The 16,420-nt window shown below is 36.5% G+C and carries 18 protein-coding genes and 1 riboswitch; of the genes, 9 read left to right on the top strand and 9 right to left on the bottom strand.

The window, feature by feature from the left end; all coding sequences use genetic code 11:
- Positions 1–15 precede the first annotated feature (15 nt).
- Positions 16–1,839 carry a glucose PTS transporter subunit IIA gene (locus tag DLD54_RS08340; RefSeq protein ID WP_109918917.1) on the top strand — a complete coding sequence of 608 codons (1,824 nt, stop codon included), beginning with the start codon at positions 16–18 and terminating at the stop codon, positions 1,837–1,839.
- Between the two features lie 282 nt (positions 1,840–2,121).
- On the opposite strand, the gene DLD54_RS08335 is transcribed toward DLD54_RS08340, so the two are convergent.
- Positions 2,122–3,114: a GMP reductase gene (locus tag DLD54_RS08335; RefSeq protein WP_109918916.1), complete on the bottom strand. Its 993-nt coding sequence runs from the start codon at positions 3,112–3,114 to the stop codon at positions 2,122–2,124.
- A gap of 195 nt (positions 3,115–3,309) precedes the next feature.
- Between DLD54_RS08335 and DLD54_RS08330 the strand changes: the two genes are divergently transcribed.
- Both DLD54_RS08330 and purB read left to right on the top strand, forming a co-directional pair.
- Positions 3,310–4,599 (top strand): adenylosuccinate synthase, encoded by a 1,290-nt coding sequence (locus DLD54_RS08330; protein ID WP_109918915.1) that lies wholly within the window; start codon positions 3,310–3,312, stop codon positions 4,597–4,599.
- A 3-nt stretch (positions 4,600–4,602) separates the two neighbouring features.
- Positions 4,603–5,898, top strand: coding sequence for an adenylosuccinate lyase (purB, locus tag DLD54_RS08325; protein WP_109918914.1), 1,296 nt, complete (start codon positions 4,603–4,605; stop codon positions 5,896–5,898).
- A 265-nt stretch (positions 5,899–6,163) separates the two neighbouring features.
- Here purB and DLD54_RS08320 read toward each other — a convergent pair whose 3' ends face one another.
- Positions 6,164–6,481 carry a type II toxin-antitoxin system PemK/MazF family toxin gene (locus DLD54_RS08320; protein WP_038524623.1) on the bottom strand — a complete coding sequence of 106 codons (318 nt, stop codon included), beginning with the start codon at positions 6,479–6,481 and terminating at the stop codon, positions 6,164–6,166.
- A gap of 12 nt (positions 6,482–6,493) precedes the next feature.
- The gene (locus tag DLD54_RS08315; protein ID WP_038524621.1) at positions 6,494–6,766 is read right to left on the bottom strand and encodes a type II toxin-antitoxin system RelB/DinJ family antitoxin; all 273 of its coding nucleotides are present in this window, start codon (positions 6,764–6,766) and stop codon (positions 6,494–6,496) included.
- Between the two features lie 268 nt (positions 6,767–7,034).
- Here DLD54_RS08315 and DLD54_RS08310 point away from each other — a divergent pair, with 268 nt between their 5' ends.
- From DLD54_RS08310 to DLD54_RS08295, 4 genes are read left to right on the top strand one after another with little or no spacing between them, the layout of a single operon-like run.
- Positions 7,035–7,496, top strand: a complete 462-nt coding sequence (locus tag DLD54_RS08310; RefSeq protein WP_109918913.1) for a LytTR family DNA-binding domain-containing protein — start codon at positions 7,035–7,037, stop codon at positions 7,494–7,496.
- Positions 7,496–8,257 (top strand): LiaF transmembrane domain-containing protein, encoded by a 762-nt coding sequence (locus tag DLD54_RS08305; RefSeq protein ID WP_109918912.1) that lies wholly within the window; start codon positions 7,496–7,498, stop codon positions 8,255–8,257. Before DLD54_RS08310 ends, DLD54_RS08305 begins: the two co-directional genes overlap by 1 nt.
- A 15-nt stretch (positions 8,258–8,272) precedes the next feature.
- Positions 8,273–8,629: a hypothetical protein gene (locus DLD54_RS08300; RefSeq protein ID WP_109918911.1), complete on the top strand. Its 357-nt coding sequence runs from the start codon at positions 8,273–8,275 to the stop codon at positions 8,627–8,629.
- A 2-nt stretch (positions 8,630–8,631) separates the two neighbouring features.
- A complete protein-coding gene (locus DLD54_RS08295) occupies positions 8,632–9,471 on the top strand; it encodes a hypothetical protein (protein WP_109918910.1) in 840 nt (279 codons plus the stop codon).
- A 46-nt stretch (positions 9,472–9,517) separates the two neighbouring features.
- On the opposite strand, the gene DLD54_RS08290 is transcribed toward DLD54_RS08295, so the two are convergent.
- Positions 9,518–10,249 carry a LysR family transcriptional regulator gene (locus DLD54_RS08290; protein ID WP_158593340.1) on the bottom strand — a complete coding sequence of 244 codons (732 nt, stop codon included), beginning with the start codon at positions 10,247–10,249 and terminating at the stop codon, positions 9,518–9,520.
- Positions 10,250–10,353: 104 nt separating this feature from the next.
- Here DLD54_RS08290 and gap point away from each other — a divergent pair, with 104 nt between their 5' ends.
- Positions 10,354–11,373 (top strand): type I glyceraldehyde-3-phosphate dehydrogenase, encoded by a 1,020-nt coding sequence (gap, locus tag DLD54_RS08285; RefSeq protein ID WP_109918908.1) that lies wholly within the window; start codon positions 10,354–10,356, stop codon positions 11,371–11,373.
- A gap of 100 nt (positions 11,374–11,473) precedes the next feature.
- On the opposite strand, the gene thiE is transcribed toward gap, so the two are convergent.
- The 3 genes from thiE to thiM are packed head-to-tail and all read right to left on the bottom strand — an operon-like array spanning position 11,474 to position 13,753.
- Positions 11,474–12,139, bottom strand: a complete 666-nt coding sequence (thiE, locus tag DLD54_RS08280; RefSeq protein ID WP_370448322.1) for a thiamine phosphate synthase — start codon at positions 12,137–12,139, stop codon at positions 11,474–11,476.
- 19 nt (positions 12,140–12,158) lie between these two features.
- Complete coding sequence (gene thiD / locus DLD54_RS08275) at positions 12,159–12,953, bottom strand: bifunctional hydroxymethylpyrimidine kinase/phosphomethylpyrimidine kinase (RefSeq protein WP_109918906.1); 795 nt, start codon at positions 12,951–12,953, stop codon at positions 12,159–12,161.
- A gap of 11 nt (positions 12,954–12,964) precedes the next feature.
- On the bottom strand, positions 12,965–13,753 hold the full coding sequence (gene thiM / locus DLD54_RS08270; RefSeq protein WP_109918905.1) for a hydroxyethylthiazole kinase: 789 nt from the start codon (positions 13,751–13,753) through the stop codon (positions 12,965–12,967).
- A 73-nt stretch (positions 13,754–13,826) separates the two neighbouring features.
- A riboswitch (TPP riboswitch) is annotated at positions 13,827–13,926 on the bottom strand.
- 247 nt (positions 13,927–14,173) lie between these two features.
- Here thiM and DLD54_RS08265 point away from each other — a divergent pair.
- On the top strand, positions 14,174–14,434 hold the full coding sequence (locus DLD54_RS08265; protein ID WP_162542263.1) for a hypothetical protein: 261 nt from the start codon (positions 14,174–14,176) through the stop codon (positions 14,432–14,434).
- A gap of 374 nt (positions 14,435–14,808) precedes the next feature.
- On the opposite strand, the gene DLD54_RS08255 is transcribed toward DLD54_RS08265, so the two are convergent.
- On the bottom strand, positions 14,809–16,035 hold the full coding sequence (locus tag DLD54_RS08255; protein WP_109918902.1) for an alpha-L-fucosidase: 1,227 nt from the start codon (positions 16,033–16,035) through the stop codon (positions 14,809–14,811).
- A 45-nt stretch (positions 16,036–16,080) separates the two neighbouring features.
- Positions 16,081–16,419, bottom strand: coding sequence for a PTS sugar transporter subunit IIA (locus DLD54_RS08250; protein ID WP_109918901.1), 339 nt, complete (start codon positions 16,417–16,419; stop codon positions 16,081–16,083).
- Between the last annotated feature and the right edge of the window lies 1 nt (position 16,420).

Genomic DNA, 16,420 nt, shown 5'->3' with positions numbered 1-16,420 from the left:
AAAGGGAGAAAGATTATGAGTGATAAGTATGAGAAACTTGCACAACAGATTATTATCTTTGTTGGAGGACAAAAAAATATTAATAATGTGTGGCATTGTATGACGAGATTACGTTTCAATTTGCAAGACGATAGTAAAATTCAGTATGATAAGCTGAATAATTTATCAGCAGTCGTTGGTACAAAATATCAAAACAAAGAATTGCAAGTTGTTATTGGTACTGACGTATCGAGTTACTATGAAGCTATTGCTACGCAACTTGGGCTAGATAATTCTAGTGATGAGAAAGCAGTAGATAATAAAAAAGCGAGAAAGGGCTTTATTTCTTTATTTATGGATACTGTTTCTGGCGTTTTTGGTCCTATAGTACCTGCTATAGCTGGTGCAGGCATGATCAAGGGACTAATGTCAGGTCTAGTAGCTTTAAATGTAATTTCTGATAAAACAGACACTTTTATTGTACTTAATATGATAGCAAGTGGTGTATTTACATTTTTACCCTTTTTCGTTGCAGACTCAGCTGCTAAAATATTTAAAACTAATCGCTACTTAGCAGTAGCAATTGCAGCAGCTATGCAATTTCCAACAATGGTAGATGCGGCTACGAAAGGGGCAATAAAGCAGTTCACGTTGTTTGGCTTCATTCCAATACCAGTCTTTAATTACGGTGGAACAGTTATTCCAATTATTTTTTCAGTTTTTGCTCTTAAGTATGTTTATCGCTATGTTGATAAATATATGCCACAAGCTTTAAGGACGGTTTTTAGTCCAACTGTATCATTATTTGCTACAGGTATAATTGCGCTGGGATTAATAGGACCAATAAGCATTTACTTAGGTGATGGTTTGGCAACTTCAGTTAACTCCTTATTTAAGATTTCACCTATCCTTGCTGGAGTTGTACTAGGTGCAATTAGACCTGCTGCTATTTTTACGGGATTACATCACGCTTTTACGCCAATAGCTCTGCAGAACTTTGCCAATCTTGGTTATGATAGATTGATGCCAACTATGTTTATGGCTAATTTGGCTATTACAGGAGCCACAGCAGCAGTTTACTTTAAAGTTAAATCAAAGTCAGAAAAAAGTGTGGTTGCTTCTTCGGCAATTTCTGGATTATTAGGCATTACGGAACCTGCATTATTCGGTGTTCTTTCAAAATATAAAAAAGCTTTTATTGCCGCAACTATTGGTAGTGGTCTGGCATCTGCATTTATAACATTTTTTGGGGTTAGGATTTATGGCTATATTTTGTCTAGTATTTTTAGTTTGCCAGCATATATTGGGAAATATTTTGTTTTTGCCATTTTAGGAATAATTATTGCACTTTCATCTTCATTTATGATTGCCTACATGATAATTCCAAACGAAAAAGAAGACTCCAAAACTACAAAAATTACTGTTGAAAAAGAAAAGTCCATTAATTTATACAAAGTAGTTAAAGGGGAAATATTACCTCTTGAAAATGTTGCTGATGATGTTTTCTCTTCAAAAATGATGGGTAATGGCTTTGCAGTAAAACCAGAAAATGGTGAAATTTTCGCACCTGCTTCAGGAAAAATAATCACTGTGGCCGCTACAAAACATGCTATTGGAATGAAAACCAATGATGGTATAGAACTTTTGATACATTTAGGTATAGATTCAGTTTCATTAAATGGAAAAGGATTTAATATATTGGTTAATGAAGGAGATTCTGTTACCCCCAAAACTAATATAGCGCAAGTGGATCTAGGTTATCTAAAGAAAAAAGGAATAGATGATACGATTATAGTTGTAATGACTAACTTAGATAAAACTACTAAATTTAACATTTTAAATCATACAAGTGACAAGTGAAGGGTTTAATTAAGACTTGAATATCGGATAAAAAGGACTATCAGAAGTTAGCATAACGCTTTTAAAGATAGTGATGTTTTTAAATTAGATGAGATACACACAATTTGGTCAAAAGAGGACTATTGTGTGTTTTTGTGTTATTGCTATCAATTGTGATGAAAATTAGAAGAAAATAAAAATCTCAGCATTGCCTACCTAACAATACTGAGATAAATCTCATTTTATCGAAAATAACTCCGTTTTACCATATAAATTACATAATTTATCTCAAATTAGCTGAATTTATTTATCGCCATCCATAATCGTGTTTTTGACAATTACATAATCAACCAACTTAATTGAACTAAGGTCTTTACCACCGGCATACGAAATTGAAGATTGCAAGTCTTCCTGCATTTCTCTTAAAGTGTCGGCAATATGCCCTCTATAAGGAACAAGCATTTGCTTGCCCTCAACGTTACGATACGCCCCTTTTTGCACTTCAGAAGCTGACCCCCAATATTGCTTGTAAGTTTTGCCATTAATTTTAATAACGTTACCGGGTGACTCCTCATGCCCTGCAAGCATTGAACCGATCATAATCATGGTGGCACCAAAACGAATGGACTTCGCTATATCGCCGTTATAACGGATACCGCCGTCAGCAATTAATGGTTTGCTAGCTACTTTACTGCACATTCTTAAAGCGGCTAATTGCCAGCCACCAGTGCCAAAACCAGTTTTGAGTTTTGTAATACATGCACGACCAGGGCCAACACCAACTTTTGTGGCATCTGCTCCTGCACCTTCTAATTCACGAACTGCTTCCGGGGTCGCAATATTGCCCGCTGTTAAAAAAGTATCTGGCAATTTTTCTTTAATGTATTTAATCATATCAATAACATAGATAGAATGACCGTGAGCCACATCAATCGTGATATATTCAGGCTTAATGTTTTCATTAACTAATTGATCAATAAAGTCGTATTCACCTTTTTTAATACCGACAGATATTGAGGCAAATAAGCCTTTTTCGTGCATCATTTTGATAAAAGCGAGTCGCTTTTCCGGTTGGAAGCGGTGCATGACATAGTAGTAGCCGTTTTGTGCCAGCCAAACAGCTAAATCATCATTAATGACGCTTTCCATGTTTGCCGGAACAACCGGTATTTTAAATGTTCGGTTTCCAAACTTAACACTTGTATCCGCGTCATGACGGCTTTTAATTATTCCCTTGTTGGGCACAAGTTGAATATCATCATAATCAAAGGCTTCCATACTGAAATAATTGCTCATAAATAAATCGGCTCCTAAATAAAATCTCTTTGCAAACGAAGTAACTATAATCAATAAAAGTTTTTTTGTCAACATAAAAATCGAACTATCAAAAATGTACCAGCTATAATAATTCGCATTTAAATTTGACTAAAAATTGGTAAATTGCTAGACTATTTACGTGATATTTGTAGAATTTTAATGAGGTGAATAAAAATGACAGCAGTTGCAGTTGTTGGTAGTCAATGGGGCGACGAAGGAAAGGGTAAAATTACCGATTTTTTAAGTAACAAAGCAGAGTACACTGTGCGCTCAAATGGCGGTAATAATGCTGGTCATACTATTGAGATAAATGGTCAAGACTTTAAGATGCGTTTAATTCCATCTGGTATTTTTGCGTCAGATAAGGGTGCGGTAATTGGTAATGGCGTAGTTATCAATCCCGACGTTTTATTTGGCGAATTAAAAAATCTGGAAGAAAAGGGAATTGATACTAGCAAATTAAAAATTTCCAATCGTGCTCATATCATCATGCCATATCATATTAAGCAAGATGAGTACCAAGAAGAAGCAAAAGGCGATCAGAAAATCGGCACTACTAAAAATGGTATTGGACCTGCCTACATGGATAAGGCTTCCAGAATAGGCATTCGTGTTTGTGATCTTCTTGAAAAAGATACTTTTGCAGCAAAATTACGTGTTAACTTGGCTCAGAAAAACGACATTTTCACTAAAATTTATGGCAAACCGGCACTTGAATTTGATGACATTTTCACTAAGTATTATGAATATGGTCAAAAAATGAAGAAATATGTTACTGATACATCAGTGTTAGTTAACGATGCCCTAGATAATGATGAAAAAGTGTTATTTGAAGGTGCACAGGGAATTATGCTTGATATAGATGAAGGAACCTATCCATTTGTTACCTCATCAAATACCATTTCCGGTGGCATTGCCAGTGGCATGGGAGTAGGTGCTAATCGGTTAAAAACTGTTATTGGTGTCTGCAAAGCTTATACGACCCGTGTTGGTGCCGGCCCTTTCCCAACTGAGTTATTAGATGAAACTGGTAACCGTATTCGTGAAACTGCTCATGAATATGGGACAGTTACCGGTCGTCCGCGCCGCGTAGGTTGGTTTGATTCAGTCGCTTTACGTCATGCCAAACGCGTTTCTGGCATTAACGGGTTAAGTCTTAACCTACTTGATATTTTCAGCGGCTTTGACACCATTAAAATTGCAACTGCTTATGAACTTGATGGTCAAAAAATTGATTACTACCCAGCTAGTTTAAAAGAATTAGACCGCTGTCAACCTGTTTACGAAGAATTACCGGCTTGGAAAGAAGATATTACGAATGCCAAGACCTGGTCTGATTTGCCAGAGAATGCACAGAAGTTTTTGAATCGTGTGTCAGAACTTGTGGGTATACCTCTAGTTACTGTTTCAGTGGGTCCTGACCGTGAACAAACGATAGTTTTACAAGATCCGTGGGAAATGTAATTTATGTTAGAACGTTATACTCGCCCAGAAATGGGTAAAATATGGTCTGATGAAAATAAATATGAAGCTTGGCTTAAAGTCGAAATAGCTGCTACCAACGCTTGGAGCGAATTAGGGGAAGTGCCTCAAGAAGATGCTGCTAAAATTGCCCAAAATGCCAGCTTCACGCCTAAAAGAGTGGCTGAATTAGAGCAGATAACGCACCATGATGTAGTAGCTTTTACCAGAACAGTTTCTGAAAGTCTGGGCCCGGAGAAAAAATGGGTGCACTTTGGTTTGACTTCAACAGATGTGGTTGATACGGCGCAGGGTTATATTTTAAAACAGGCTGATGCAATTATTCGCCAAGATTTGCAAGATTTAAAACAGACGATTGCGAATAAAGCACGTAAATATAAAAATACGGTGGAAATGGGACGCACGCATGGTGTGCAAGCTGAGCCCACTACTTTCGGTCTGAAGCTCGCTCGCTGGTATGCAGAAATTACTCGGGATATTGAACGCTTTGAACATGCAGCAAAAGGTGTAGAATCAGGGAAAATTTCTGGTGCCGTTGGGACTTTTGCTAACGTCCCACCAGCTGTTGAAACTAGTGTCTTAAGACAATTGGGCCTGACCCAGCAGCCTATTACCAGCCAGGTCTTGCCGCGTGATTTACACGCTGAATATATTGCGACTTTGGCGCTAATAGCTACCAGTATTGAGAACTGGGCTACCGAAATTAGAAGCTTGCAACGCTCTGAAATCCACGAAGTGGAGGAACACTTCCGTGCGGGACAAAAGGGCTCGTCGGCAATGCCTCATAAACGCAACCCTATTGGCTCAGAAAATCTTTGCGGAATGGCGCGGGTTCTACGGGGTCATATTATTACTGCTTATGAAGATGTATCACTTTGGCATGAGCGCGATATTTCCCATTCCAGTGCCGAAAGAATAATCTTACCGGATACGACAATTGGTATTGATTATATGCTTGATCGTTTTAACCGTATTTTGACAAATCTAGATGTTTTTCCAGAAACAATGCTTAAGAACATGGATAAAACTTATGGCCTGATTTATTCCCAGCGCTTATTATTAAAATTGATTGATGAGGCTGGTCTTTCTCGTGAAAATGCCTACGACATGGTCCAAAAATTGACCGCCAAATCGTGGAATGAAGGCATTTCTTTTAGAAAATTAGTTGAAAATAGTTCAATTATGGATTATCTTTCTGAAGAAGATGTAGCCGATGCCTTTGACTATCATTACCATTTGCGTCATGTTGACGAAATCTTTAAAAAAGTTGGTTTAGAATAAATAATTAGTAAAGCAGTCAGGGAAAAATTATTGCTATTAGACTAACCAAAAATGCATTGAGATTCATTACTCAATGCATTTTTGGTTTCTGATATTGTTTACTGGTTTTAATAGATTAGAGATCAATCATCACTAATCAGTGGCATACCAGTGATGAGGCAGCCATTACTTAATTTGTAATTGGCTTTCTTTTTCAGATTAATGGCCACTTTTTGGTTATATCAAAAAGCAACTTTGCAGGCATAAATGCCTGTAAGATTGCTGGTTACCACATAAATTTCTTAAGATTATTCAAATCAGTTACCGTTAAGTTACCTATATCTTTTAGTCGAGTTTTATCAATTCTGAGCTGATAACGTTTATTACAGTCTATCCATGATTCCTTGTTAAGGCCAGACTTTTGCCAATCGGTAATTTTAGCATACTTTGCGCGAATGCGTTTTGACTTATTTTGATATTTACTGGTAATTTTAAATACATAATAAAATTCATCATCCTGCTCAATGTATAAAACTGGCCGACTTTTTCCATTTGGTACATCTTCGTATTCAAGGTATGTTATAAAAATATCGCCCAAATTCATTAACTGGTCTCCTTAATCTGCGAAAAAGTCAGCTATTTCTTCGGAGGTTTCAACCTTTTGTGCAGGAATTTTACGACTAGCTGCAATAATTTCATCTTTTAGATGGTCATAGTCATCAACTGAAAATGCTACGGGTAGTTTACCTTTGTCCGCAATCTGTGTAAGCATCATTGAAATCACATCATTAGGTTTAAGACCAATTTTTCTAATAACTAGCTCTGCTGTATCCGCTATTTGTTTGTCTATATTAACAGAATATCTTTTAGTAACAATCTTAGTTGCCATAATTTGCCTCCCAAAATCATTTTATTACATAAATAATATCATAAAATTACCTAAAATAGCATATTGTAGGTAATTTTTGTATATTTTAGTCTAAAATTGTCTTAAATAAAATACTATAGTAAAACTGACTTTAAATTTTTGGCTTCTTCTAAATCAAAAAAATATGCCACTTGGTTTCTTATAATTGCCACTTAGTCAAAAGTGCTAGATTTTAAATTAAAATAAGCGTTTAATTAAATCATCAAGTGATGAAGGGCAGGTGAGAAGCGTGAAAATAAAAATAGAACTAAATCCAGATCTGGACGATGATGATACCAGTATCACAATTCATGCTAAAGCCGTGACACCAGAAGTTGAACAAATTTACCATCAACTTCAAGGTATTAATAAACATCCAGATCAAATTGAAGGCAAAAAAGAAAATGTGTCCTATTACTTGAGTATGAATGAAATTTTATTTTTTGAAACAGAAGATAAACAGGTAATTGCACATACTGCCAGGGATGCGTTTACGGTAGATTATAAGCTCTATGAATTGGAAAACTTGTTAAGTAACCAGTTCATGCGGGTATCTAAGTCAACAATTTTAAATTTAAATCAAATCTATGCGTTAACACGTTCGATTTCTAACTGTAAGATTAATTTTCGCGATTCTTATAAAACTGTCTATGTTTCACGTCACTACTATCATAATTTGAATGATAGGTTAAACGAGAGAAGGTCATCATAATGAAAAGATTTAAACTCAGAGAAATATTTTGGGGCATTGCTCTAGTTGCTGCTGCCGTGTTCTTAGTCCTTAATCAGCTGCATCTGCTTTCATTTCATCTAAAAGTCAGCATGATTATTTGGACTATCATCTTCGGAGCGGCACTGATCGAAAGCGTGGCGGATAAGAGTTTGTTTGGTACAACTTTTTCCATTGCCTTTTTGTTAATTGTTTACGCTGAACCGTTGCATATTACTCAAATTGTACCGTGGACGGTCTTAGTGGCGGCGTTATTAATTTATTTAGGTTTAACGCTGATTTTTAAGAGAAGCTGGTTTCCCAGAATAGTTTATTTTAATCAGAAAAAAGACGGCAAATGGAAGAACTTTAGCAATAATCATTCAAGAACTGATAATAACGTATTCAGTGGCGGTACTGGAAACGTTGATGGCGAAGACATAGTAATTAATCAGCGCTTGTCATCAGTTTCGCGTTACGTTCATTCACAAAATTTACGCAGTATAACAATTAATTCTTCTTTGGGTGAAGTTGAAGTCTACCTTGATCAAGCTAAAGCTGCAGGCGATGTAGTGACTGTTGACATTAGTGGCACTATGGGTGAGATTGAAATTTACGTTCCAACTTCATGGAGAGTCAATAGTGATAACTTAGACTTAGCTCTGGGAGAATTAGATATTGATGACGGATCTACCGGTGGCGGTCCTACATTAATGTTAACAGGCCATTTCAGCATGGGTGATGTGGAAGTTAATTATGTTTAACTTTGGAAAAATAAAATGGTTAATTTAAAACAATTACATGATTATGTCAAAGAAAATTATGAAGCCGGAAACTATAAAGAAGCTGAAAAAGCCTATAAAAAATGGCGTGATACCACTGATTATACCTATAATGCAGCAAAAACTGCTGTGAAAAAGAGTTCTCTCAGTGATTATCAAATGGGTTATGAACAAGCCAAAAAGGACTATGCAGAGAGTCATTCTTTCAAGGATTTTCCTAAAAAAGGTGTTAACTTAGTTAATCGTGTTACCCAGAATAAAGCAATTGAAATAGAACGCTACATTGACGGCTACAATGATGCCAAGGCCAAAATTTTACGGGCGAAAAAAATAGTCCATAAAGGAGATTATTAATTATGTATGGCTCATTATTAGCCAATGTAAGTTCAGATAGAAAAATTAAGGAAACTATAGAACAATTTCCTCAACATACACAAGCCTATTATCTGGAAAATAAGCCAGTCGGATTAATGACCTGTTGGCAAAATGCTTTTCACCCTTATTCCTTAAATTTTGCGGGTTATCTTGAACCTAGATTAACCAGCGTGGAACAAATTAAGGCTTATGAGCAAATACTGACGGATTTAACGGCAAAAGCCCAAAAAAATCACCAAAACGCATTAATTACTTATGATTATGCACCGCAATTACTCTTTAATGCCATTGGTCAAAAAAATGGTTTTAAATTAATCAGAACTACTGTAGAACCCCAGATGCCTTTGAAAAGGGCACTGAAAAATATTCTAATTGATACTGATTTGCAGATGGTCACTCTACATGAAATAAAAAAAGATTCTGTAATAATGAATAGGCTGGCACAAGTGAGCTTCTCAGATTATCAAAAAAATCATTTAGCAAATCCGGTTGCAAAGATACCTCTTAGTGAGTGGAGCAAAACCATTTTCACTGATCAACTTGAACACGCTCCCTTAGCGCTAATTGCTGCTGGACAAATTAAGGCTTATTGCTTTTCTTTTGAGGATACCCCTCAACAATTGACTTTAGGATGGATGGGTGCTGTTAAGCCTAATTTATTAGACCAATTGCAACAGCAATTGCTAAATTGGGCACAAGCAAAATATCAAACTTTAAGTGGTGAATTTGACTCTACAGACCCATTAGCAACGCGGACTTACAGAAAGTATGCGTTTAATCTGTGTCCAGTTTATGAAACGTATTTAAAGGAACTGAACTAGAAATTTAAAAGACACCGTTATTCAAATAATGGTGTCTTTTACTTGTTTATAATTGATAACGGTAAAAATAATAGGGGATATTCCAACTTTGCGAATCAGCTGCAACTAAATCATCATTCATTAAGTATTTAGGCAATAATGCAGTTGCCTGGCCTTTTTTGACTAGCTCTAAAATCATTTCCAGTGAATCAATTTCAGTGACGCTGTTTTTATTCTGCGTTAATTTGAGAGTCAAGTTACGAAACGGACAATCTATGTCTGCGTTTATGGCAACCGGTACTCTTTTATTTTCCTGCTTTTTGCCTTTTAAAAAACAGGCTTGTAAATGACTTTTCTTGATTAACGAATATTGGGGTAAAGTGATCGGGGTAAAGGCCCAAACCATGTCATAGGGATGTTTAGTCAATAATTCTTGAATTTCATTAGTACTTTTAATGATGACTTCATATTGATCAAGTGCAAACTGTTTCTTTTGGGTGATAATATAGCCAAAAAGCAATTCGGAGATTAAAACTTTTGGTTTGTTGCTGGTTAAATCGTCTTTTAAGTTTTGATAGTTTTGTAGTGCCTTAGTCGCAAAATGATACATTTTTTGCCCATTTTTAGTTGGTCTAACCCCTAAATTAGAACGCACAAAAAGTGGCGCTTTCAGTTCTCGCTCCAGTGCTTTGAGCCTGGCCGTAATATTGGATTGAGTGTAGCCCAATTTTAGTGCCGCTTTATTCAGTGATCTAGTTTCATAAATTGTTTGGTAAATATATAAATCGTTAAAATTCATAATACTCCATATCATTAAAAGTGATAACCCTATTACAATCTCGGATTATGCAGAGTGAATTTGTTTTAATATACTAATTTTGTAATCTAAAGGGGGAACTTATTATGAATACAAAAATTGGTATTAATGGTTTTGGTCGCATTGGTCGGCTTGCTTTACGGCGCATTTATGAAGTGGCCAGTGATGACATCGAAATTGTCGCAATCAACGACTTAACTTCACCAGCTATGTTAGCACATTTATTAAAATATGATACTGCACACGGCAAATTTAATCATGAAGTAACTGCTACAACTAATAGTATTGTAATTGATGGTAAAAATATTCCGGTTTATGCGGAAAAAGATGCCAGTCAAATTCCGTGGGTTAAAAACGGTGGAGTTAAAATAGTACTTGAATGCACTGGATTTTATACTTCAACTGCAAAATCCCAAGCTCACCTTGATGCCGGTGTTAAAAGAGTATTAATTTCTGCTCCTGCAGGCAATATGAAAACTATTGTTTATAGCGTAAATGATGATCAATTGACTGACTCTGATCAAATTATTTCCGCAGGCTCATGTACCACTAATTGTTTAGCACCATTAGCACAGGCAATGAACGATGAATTTGGCATTCAGGTGGGCATTATGTCTACAACGCATGCCTATACTGCTTCACAAATGTTACAGGATGGACCTGATCGTGGTGGCAATATCCGTAATGCCCGTGCTGCAGTGGCTAACGTTATTCCGCATTCAACTGGAGCAGCTAAAGCTATTGGACTAGTTATACCTGAACTGGATGGCAAACTTACGGGTATTGCTCAACGAGTTCCGGTTATTTCTGGTTCTATTACTGAACTAGCTGCCGTTTTAAGAGAAAAAGTTACGGTTGAAGAATTTAACGCTAGAATTAAAAAGCATACCGAAGGCAATGCTTCTTTTGGCTATAATGACGACCAAATTGTCTCATCAGATATTATTGGCACTGAATTTGGTTCGGTCTTTGATCCAACTCTTACCCAAGTTGAAACTGGAGATAATGGGGTACAACTAGTCAAAGGTTACGCCTGGTATGATAATGAGTCCGGTTTTGTAGCTCAAATGATTAGAACACTGCAAAAGATTGCCCAGTTAGGTTAATTATCAATATAACTCATATTTTTACAATTAAAGACTGTTTATCATCAATAAAAAATGGTTCTGCCAAGTGCAGAATCATTTTTTGTGCTTTTAAAATGTGCTAGTCATTTTTCATCCATGGTGCTGTAAGCATTTGACTAACGGTTTGCTTAATATCATTGCTTTGGGCAATCAAAGAAATTACTGCAGCCCCAGCTGCCTTAGTTTTAGCGATTGCGCTTAAGTCGCTAGCGGTAATCCCACCAATAGCAACAATTGGCCTGGTTGTGCTTTTGACCAGTTTGCTTAAGCCGGTAATACCAATTTCGGGGTCGGCATCACTTTTAGATTGGGTGGCATAAATTGGACCGCTACCATAATAATCAATTCCGCTAATTTTATTGGCTTGCTCAACTTGCGTTAAATTCGAGCAGGAATAGCCGATAATCATTTGAGCGCCAACTTCTTTAATGACCTGTCTGATTTCTTCATCGCTTTGACCAACATGAACGCCTTCGGCATGAACTTGTTGTGCAAGCTGAACATCATCGTCAATGAAGAAGGGCACGTGATATGCATAACACAATTGGTGCAGCTTTTGCGCCATAGGGAGTCTCTCGGCTTCACTTAAAGTTGAATTAGAACCCTTGTCCCGAAATTGAAAAGCTGTAATACCTGCAGCAAGTGCTTCTGCGACTAAGCCCGGTAATGTTTTACCTTCTGGCACGTCTTGACTGCCACAAATAAAGTAAGCATGTAAAAAATCAGTGTTAAAGTCTTTCATTATTTCTCCTAAATTACTGAGCTCAATGATTTAAAGGGCCATGACCATGACCAACTTGAATGGTTTCCTTAATTGTTTTAGTAACGTACTTTTTAGCAATTTTAATTGCCGCAGGTAAACTTTGACCTAAAGCCAGTTGAGCTGTAATTGCTGCAGCTAAGGTGTCACCTGTACCGTGAGTGCGTTCGGTATGTATTCTGGAACTGCTGACCCAAAGATCGGAACCATCAGCAAATAAAGCATAATCTTTTACTTCTGCGCTACTTGCATGACCGCCTTTAATTAGCACATTTTTAACACCCATATCTTGTAATTTATGAGCTAATTCTGGATATTGGCTTTGATCTTGTACCTTGATGCCAGTTAAAGTTTCTGCTTCTGGCAAGTTGGGTGTTATTAGATCGGCTAAAGGCAGCAATTCGTTTTTAACGGTGGCAACAGCATCTTGACTTAATAATGGTGCGCCCCCCTTAGCAATCATCACGGGATCTATGGTAATAGGGCCCAAGTCATACTTTTGCAGGTTAAGTGCAACTTGGTGAACGTGAGCCGCATCGCCCAACATTCCTGTTTTACAAGCACGGATCTGGAAATCTTCTGCCAGAGAGGCGAATTGGGCATCGACCATTTCTAAGGGCAGTAAAAAAGATTTCTGGACGCCCAAAGTGTTTTGTGCTGTCACTGCTACGACCACTGCTGTCCCAAATACTTTTTGCATTTGAAAAGTTTTTAAGTCAGCCATGATTCCAGCACCACCACCTGAATCAGTGCCGGCAATAGTTAAAACTTGGGGAAAAGAATTAATTTTTTCAGTCATCATAAAGTTCCTTAATCAAAATCTGCAATTTGTTCAATATCAGCAACTTTTACTTTATATAAATAATCCATGAGATACATGCTAAAAGTACCTGGTCCGACATTGGGGTGCTCTTGAACTACTAATTGACCAGCGCAACTGAAATCTAAAGCACCTATTTGAGCTGCTTCAAAAGGATCGTCAGTGACTGCAGTAAATGCTGTAACAATACTAGTCAACATGTCACCAGAGCCCACGTGGGTTTTAAAAAGGGGCGAGCCGTTATGGATATGGGCTATTCTTTTACCGTCGCTGATTGTATCTGTTGGGCCACTGGCAATAACTGTACAGTGGTATTTCTGCGCTGTTTTTGCAGTAATTTCATCAATATCACCAGAACCGGAGCCTGCATCAATCCCCTTTGAGCTCCAATCAAAGCCACCTAAAGCAGCTATCTCACCAATATTGCCCCGAATAATACTAGTATGAAAATCCCATAAAAGTTTATCTGCAATTTTATAGCGATATTCAACTGCACCAACAGCTACGGGATCAAACACTATCGGTTTATTATATTGGCGCGCTAAATCTTCCACTTTTTTAATATGATTGATTTGCTGCTTGGTTAAACAGCCAATATTAACTGCCACCGCGGAAGCCATTCGCACTATTTCTTCAGCTTCAGCGACTTCATTGCTCATAATTGGTGAAGCACCAATAGCATTAACAGCATTTGCCACATCTTGAACTGATACAAAATTGGCAATGTTGAAAATAACCGGATTTTGCGCTCGTAATTTGTCTAATAATTCTAACTGCATTATATTCTCCTAATTAACTGTCTTTAAAATTTTGATTAATAAAAAAAGCTTTAGCATGTGAAAATGCCAAAGCCTAACAGGTTCGACACGTTCCTACGCAAGTGTTAACTTACAGGTTCAAAGGGTCTGAAATAATTTTCATCTCAGCCAAAAAGGCACCCCTCGTGTTATCGCTTTCAATTATAACGAAATTAATGCTAGATTACAATGTCATGTTTTGCTGCTTAATATGATTCTGCTTATAATTTCAAGCTTTCTTTACATAATCTAACCAAGTATTTTGTCAAGTAAAGCAAATAATTATAGTAGCCGCTTTTTTTAGATCAAAAAAATTAGCCAATTACTCGCTGCCTAAATTTTTATGCTATATTATACTAAATAAAATTAATTAATTTTTAATGTTAGGCGAAAGGAGCGGTCATGATGAAAAAGAAAATTACAAATACAGATCGAAATAACGCGCTTCATACACTTTTTATAGAACATAAAATTGATAAAATATTTTTACCTATTGCAGCAGTGTTTGTGGCCTTTTTATGGTTATCAATTTTGTTTAATTTTGCTATTTTCGTTAAAGTGATTACCGTGGTTTTTGTTGTTGTGCTGCTCTATTTCGCAATATGTACATTTTTTGAAATACATGATTGGTACAAGAGAAAACATGATAAGGACAAATTTTAAAAGTAATTTTGTAAGACAGTTTTAACTTAATTTTCTGAGATTTAAATACAAAAAAGTCCAGTAAATCAGCACTTGTTTGAATGGTGAAACAAATTCTTTAAAGAACCTGTGACTATTAACTACAAGAGGTTCTTTTCACAGGGGTCATTCTTGTGCTAATCGTGACTAACATTGGTAAAAAGGGGAAAGTCAAAGCATCAAAGACTGCTAAATTAGAATATGATACAAACAGTAGTAAGCCGGATCCGATAAACTATGCCACCATTTTAATGATACTAATGTCGCCACAGGTGAAAAAGCCCCAAAAGTTGTCTAACTTTTGGGGCTCACCACCTTATTATGGTAATTTATTAGTCTTTTTATTTAAATGAAGTTCAATAAATCTTGGCTACACGCTCTACCAAGTTGGTTCCGTACTCGAATCCGTCTGCTTTAACTATCAGTTGGCTTTTTTCTGGCAATTGTTTAAACGCCACATTGGTGCCATTATCCAGCCAAACAATGCGCTCGATCTTTTGGGGCGGAAAATTATTAAATACTATTTCTCGCATTTTTTCTCCTCCCAGTACTACGTTCTGATTGCCAACATTACCCAGATTATCCACAAATAAATAATTACCTTTAATAAAATCATTATCATTTCCAGCAGCGGTATAAGTTTTATGCTCAAAATTATTGGTGTTATAGACTGCTTCTTTATTAATTGCCATCCATTGTTTAATAATTTCTAGTAACGACAGGCAATGAATATTTAAAGAGCCATCAAATTCTGGGCCCACGTTAATTAATAAATTTGCCCCCACTTTGCGAGTGTGACAAATTTGTTCAATTAAGTGACGCGCCGAAACATAATTAAGGTCATTTTGGGCATTGCCCCAATGTCTGTTTAGAGTCAATGAGGTTTCAGCAGCAAAGTAACGATTATTTTGAAAATGGTTGATTACTTGAGGATTGCCTCTTTCAAAAGTCAGGACGTCCACTTTTCGTCCGTCACTTATTCCTTGCTTTCCTAATCCGGTGTTGTTGGTAATAATAGCTTGTGGCTGCAGTTTTCTAATTTCCTGATAAAGCTGCTCATCCTGCCAATCGGCGTTGGGTTTGTTCCAGTTACCATCAAACCAGAAACCGCCAATTTTGCCATAATTAGTGCAGAGAATTCCGATTAGCTGGCGTAATTCCTTTAAATACCCGTTAAAATCTGCCTGATATTTTTTATTATGCCAATCATAAGTAGCGTAGTAAATAAAAGGTGCAATTCCTTGCTCATGGCACTCATGTGTAAATATTTTAATTACATCTTTGCCAAAGGGTGTGTGAACACTATCAAAATTGTGGATGCCCTTGGTATCAAATAAATAGAAGCCATCATGGTGCTTAGCAGTCAATACAATATACTTAAAACCGCATTCTTTAGCCAGCTTTACTAAGTTATGAATATTATCTTCAATGGGATTAAATTCGCTAAAAGCGTTTTGATAATTGGTAATATTTAAAATATTTTGTGACCATTCTCCCTTAGCAAATCTTGAGTATAGTCCCCAATGAACAAAGAGACCGATACCCATTTTTTCAAAATTTATCAGTTTAGGTGCTATTTCCATTATTTTTCTTTCGGACCAATTGGTGGACTAACTAATAGTAAATTATTAATCCTTATTATTTCGTTTCTCTTGTTTCAACTTATTGATTTCTAAATTAGTTTTAATTAATTCAGTAGCTAAATCAAGAAAAGTTTCCGCTGTAATCATTTGGTCTTCAGCGTGCATATATAAGGGATCAATATTACTTTTACCAGTTTTGGCAAAGTCTGATATCACTTTTAAGTGCACATTTTGTGCTTTTTTCAGTTCTTCTTTTGCATCCTTAAGCAATGGCTGAGGATCCTTTACTGTATCTCTGGAATCAGCTATTGCCGCCATTATTTCTGTCTTTGCCTGTCCGGAATGGCTGATAATTTCAAAACTGCTTTCTTCTAAACCTTTCATA

The organism is Lactobacillus helsingborgensis (assembly GCF_003173695.1).
In the GTDB taxonomy this organism is placed as follows: Bacteria; Bacillota; Bacilli; order Lactobacillales; family Lactobacillaceae; genus Lactobacillus; species Lactobacillus helsingborgensis.
This window is presented reverse-complemented; position numbering and strand designations above follow the sequence as displayed.

Bases quoted from the DNA above. Each gene is read 5' to 3' on its own strand.
- DLD54_RS08340 (WP_109918917.1), top strand. From the start codon at position 16: ATGAGTGATAAGTATGAGAAACTTGCACAACAGATTATTATCTTTGTT.
- DLD54_RS08335 (WP_109918916.1), bottom strand. From the start codon at position 3,114: ATGAGCAATTATTTCAGTATGGAAGCCTTTGATTATGATGATATTCAA.
- DLD54_RS08330 (WP_109918915.1), top strand. From the start codon at position 3,310: ATGACAGCAGTTGCAGTTGTTGGTAGTCAATGGGGCGACGAAGGAAAG.
- purB (WP_109918914.1), top strand. From the start codon at position 4,603: ATGTTAGAACGTTATACTCGCCCAGAAATGGGTAAAATATGGTCTGAT.
- DLD54_RS08320 (WP_038524623.1), bottom strand. From the start codon at position 6,481: ATGAATTTGGGCGATATTTTTATAACATACCTTGAATACGAAGATGTA.
- DLD54_RS08315 (WP_038524621.1), bottom strand. From the start codon at position 6,766: ATGGCAACTAAGATTGTTACTAAAAGATATTCTGTTAATATAGACAAA.
- DLD54_RS08305 (WP_109918912.1), top strand. From the start codon at position 7,496: ATGAAAAGATTTAAACTCAGAGAAATATTTTGGGGCATTGCTCTAGTT.
- DLD54_RS08300 (WP_109918911.1), top strand. From the start codon at position 8,273: ATGGTTAATTTAAAACAATTACATGATTATGTCAAAGAAAATTATGAA.
- DLD54_RS08295 (WP_109918910.1), top strand. From the start codon at position 8,632: ATGTATGGCTCATTATTAGCCAATGTAAGTTCAGATAGAAAAATTAAG.
- DLD54_RS08290 (WP_158593340.1), bottom strand. From the start codon at position 10,249: ATGAATTTTAACGATTTATATATTTACCAAACAATTTATGAAACTAGA.
- gap (WP_109918908.1), top strand. From the start codon at position 10,354: ATGAATACAAAAATTGGTATTAATGGTTTTGGTCGCATTGGTCGGCTT.
- thiD (WP_109918906.1), bottom strand. From the start codon at position 12,953: ATGACTGAAAAAATTAATTCTTTTCCCCAAGTTTTAACTATTGCCGGC.
- thiM (WP_109918905.1), bottom strand. From the start codon at position 13,753: ATGCAGTTAGAATTATTAGACAAATTACGAGCGCAAAATCCGGTTATT.
- DLD54_RS08265 (WP_162542263.1), top strand. From the start codon at position 14,174: ATGATGAAAAAGAAAATTACAAATACAGATCGAAATAACGCGCTTCAT.
- DLD54_RS08255 (WP_109918902.1), bottom strand. From the start codon at position 16,035: ATGGAAATAGCACCTAAACTGATAAATTTTGAAAAAATGGGTATCGGT.
- DLD54_RS08250 (WP_109918901.1), bottom strand. From the start codon at position 16,419: ATGAAAGGTTTAGAAGAAAGCAGTTTTGAAATTATCAGCCATTCCGGA.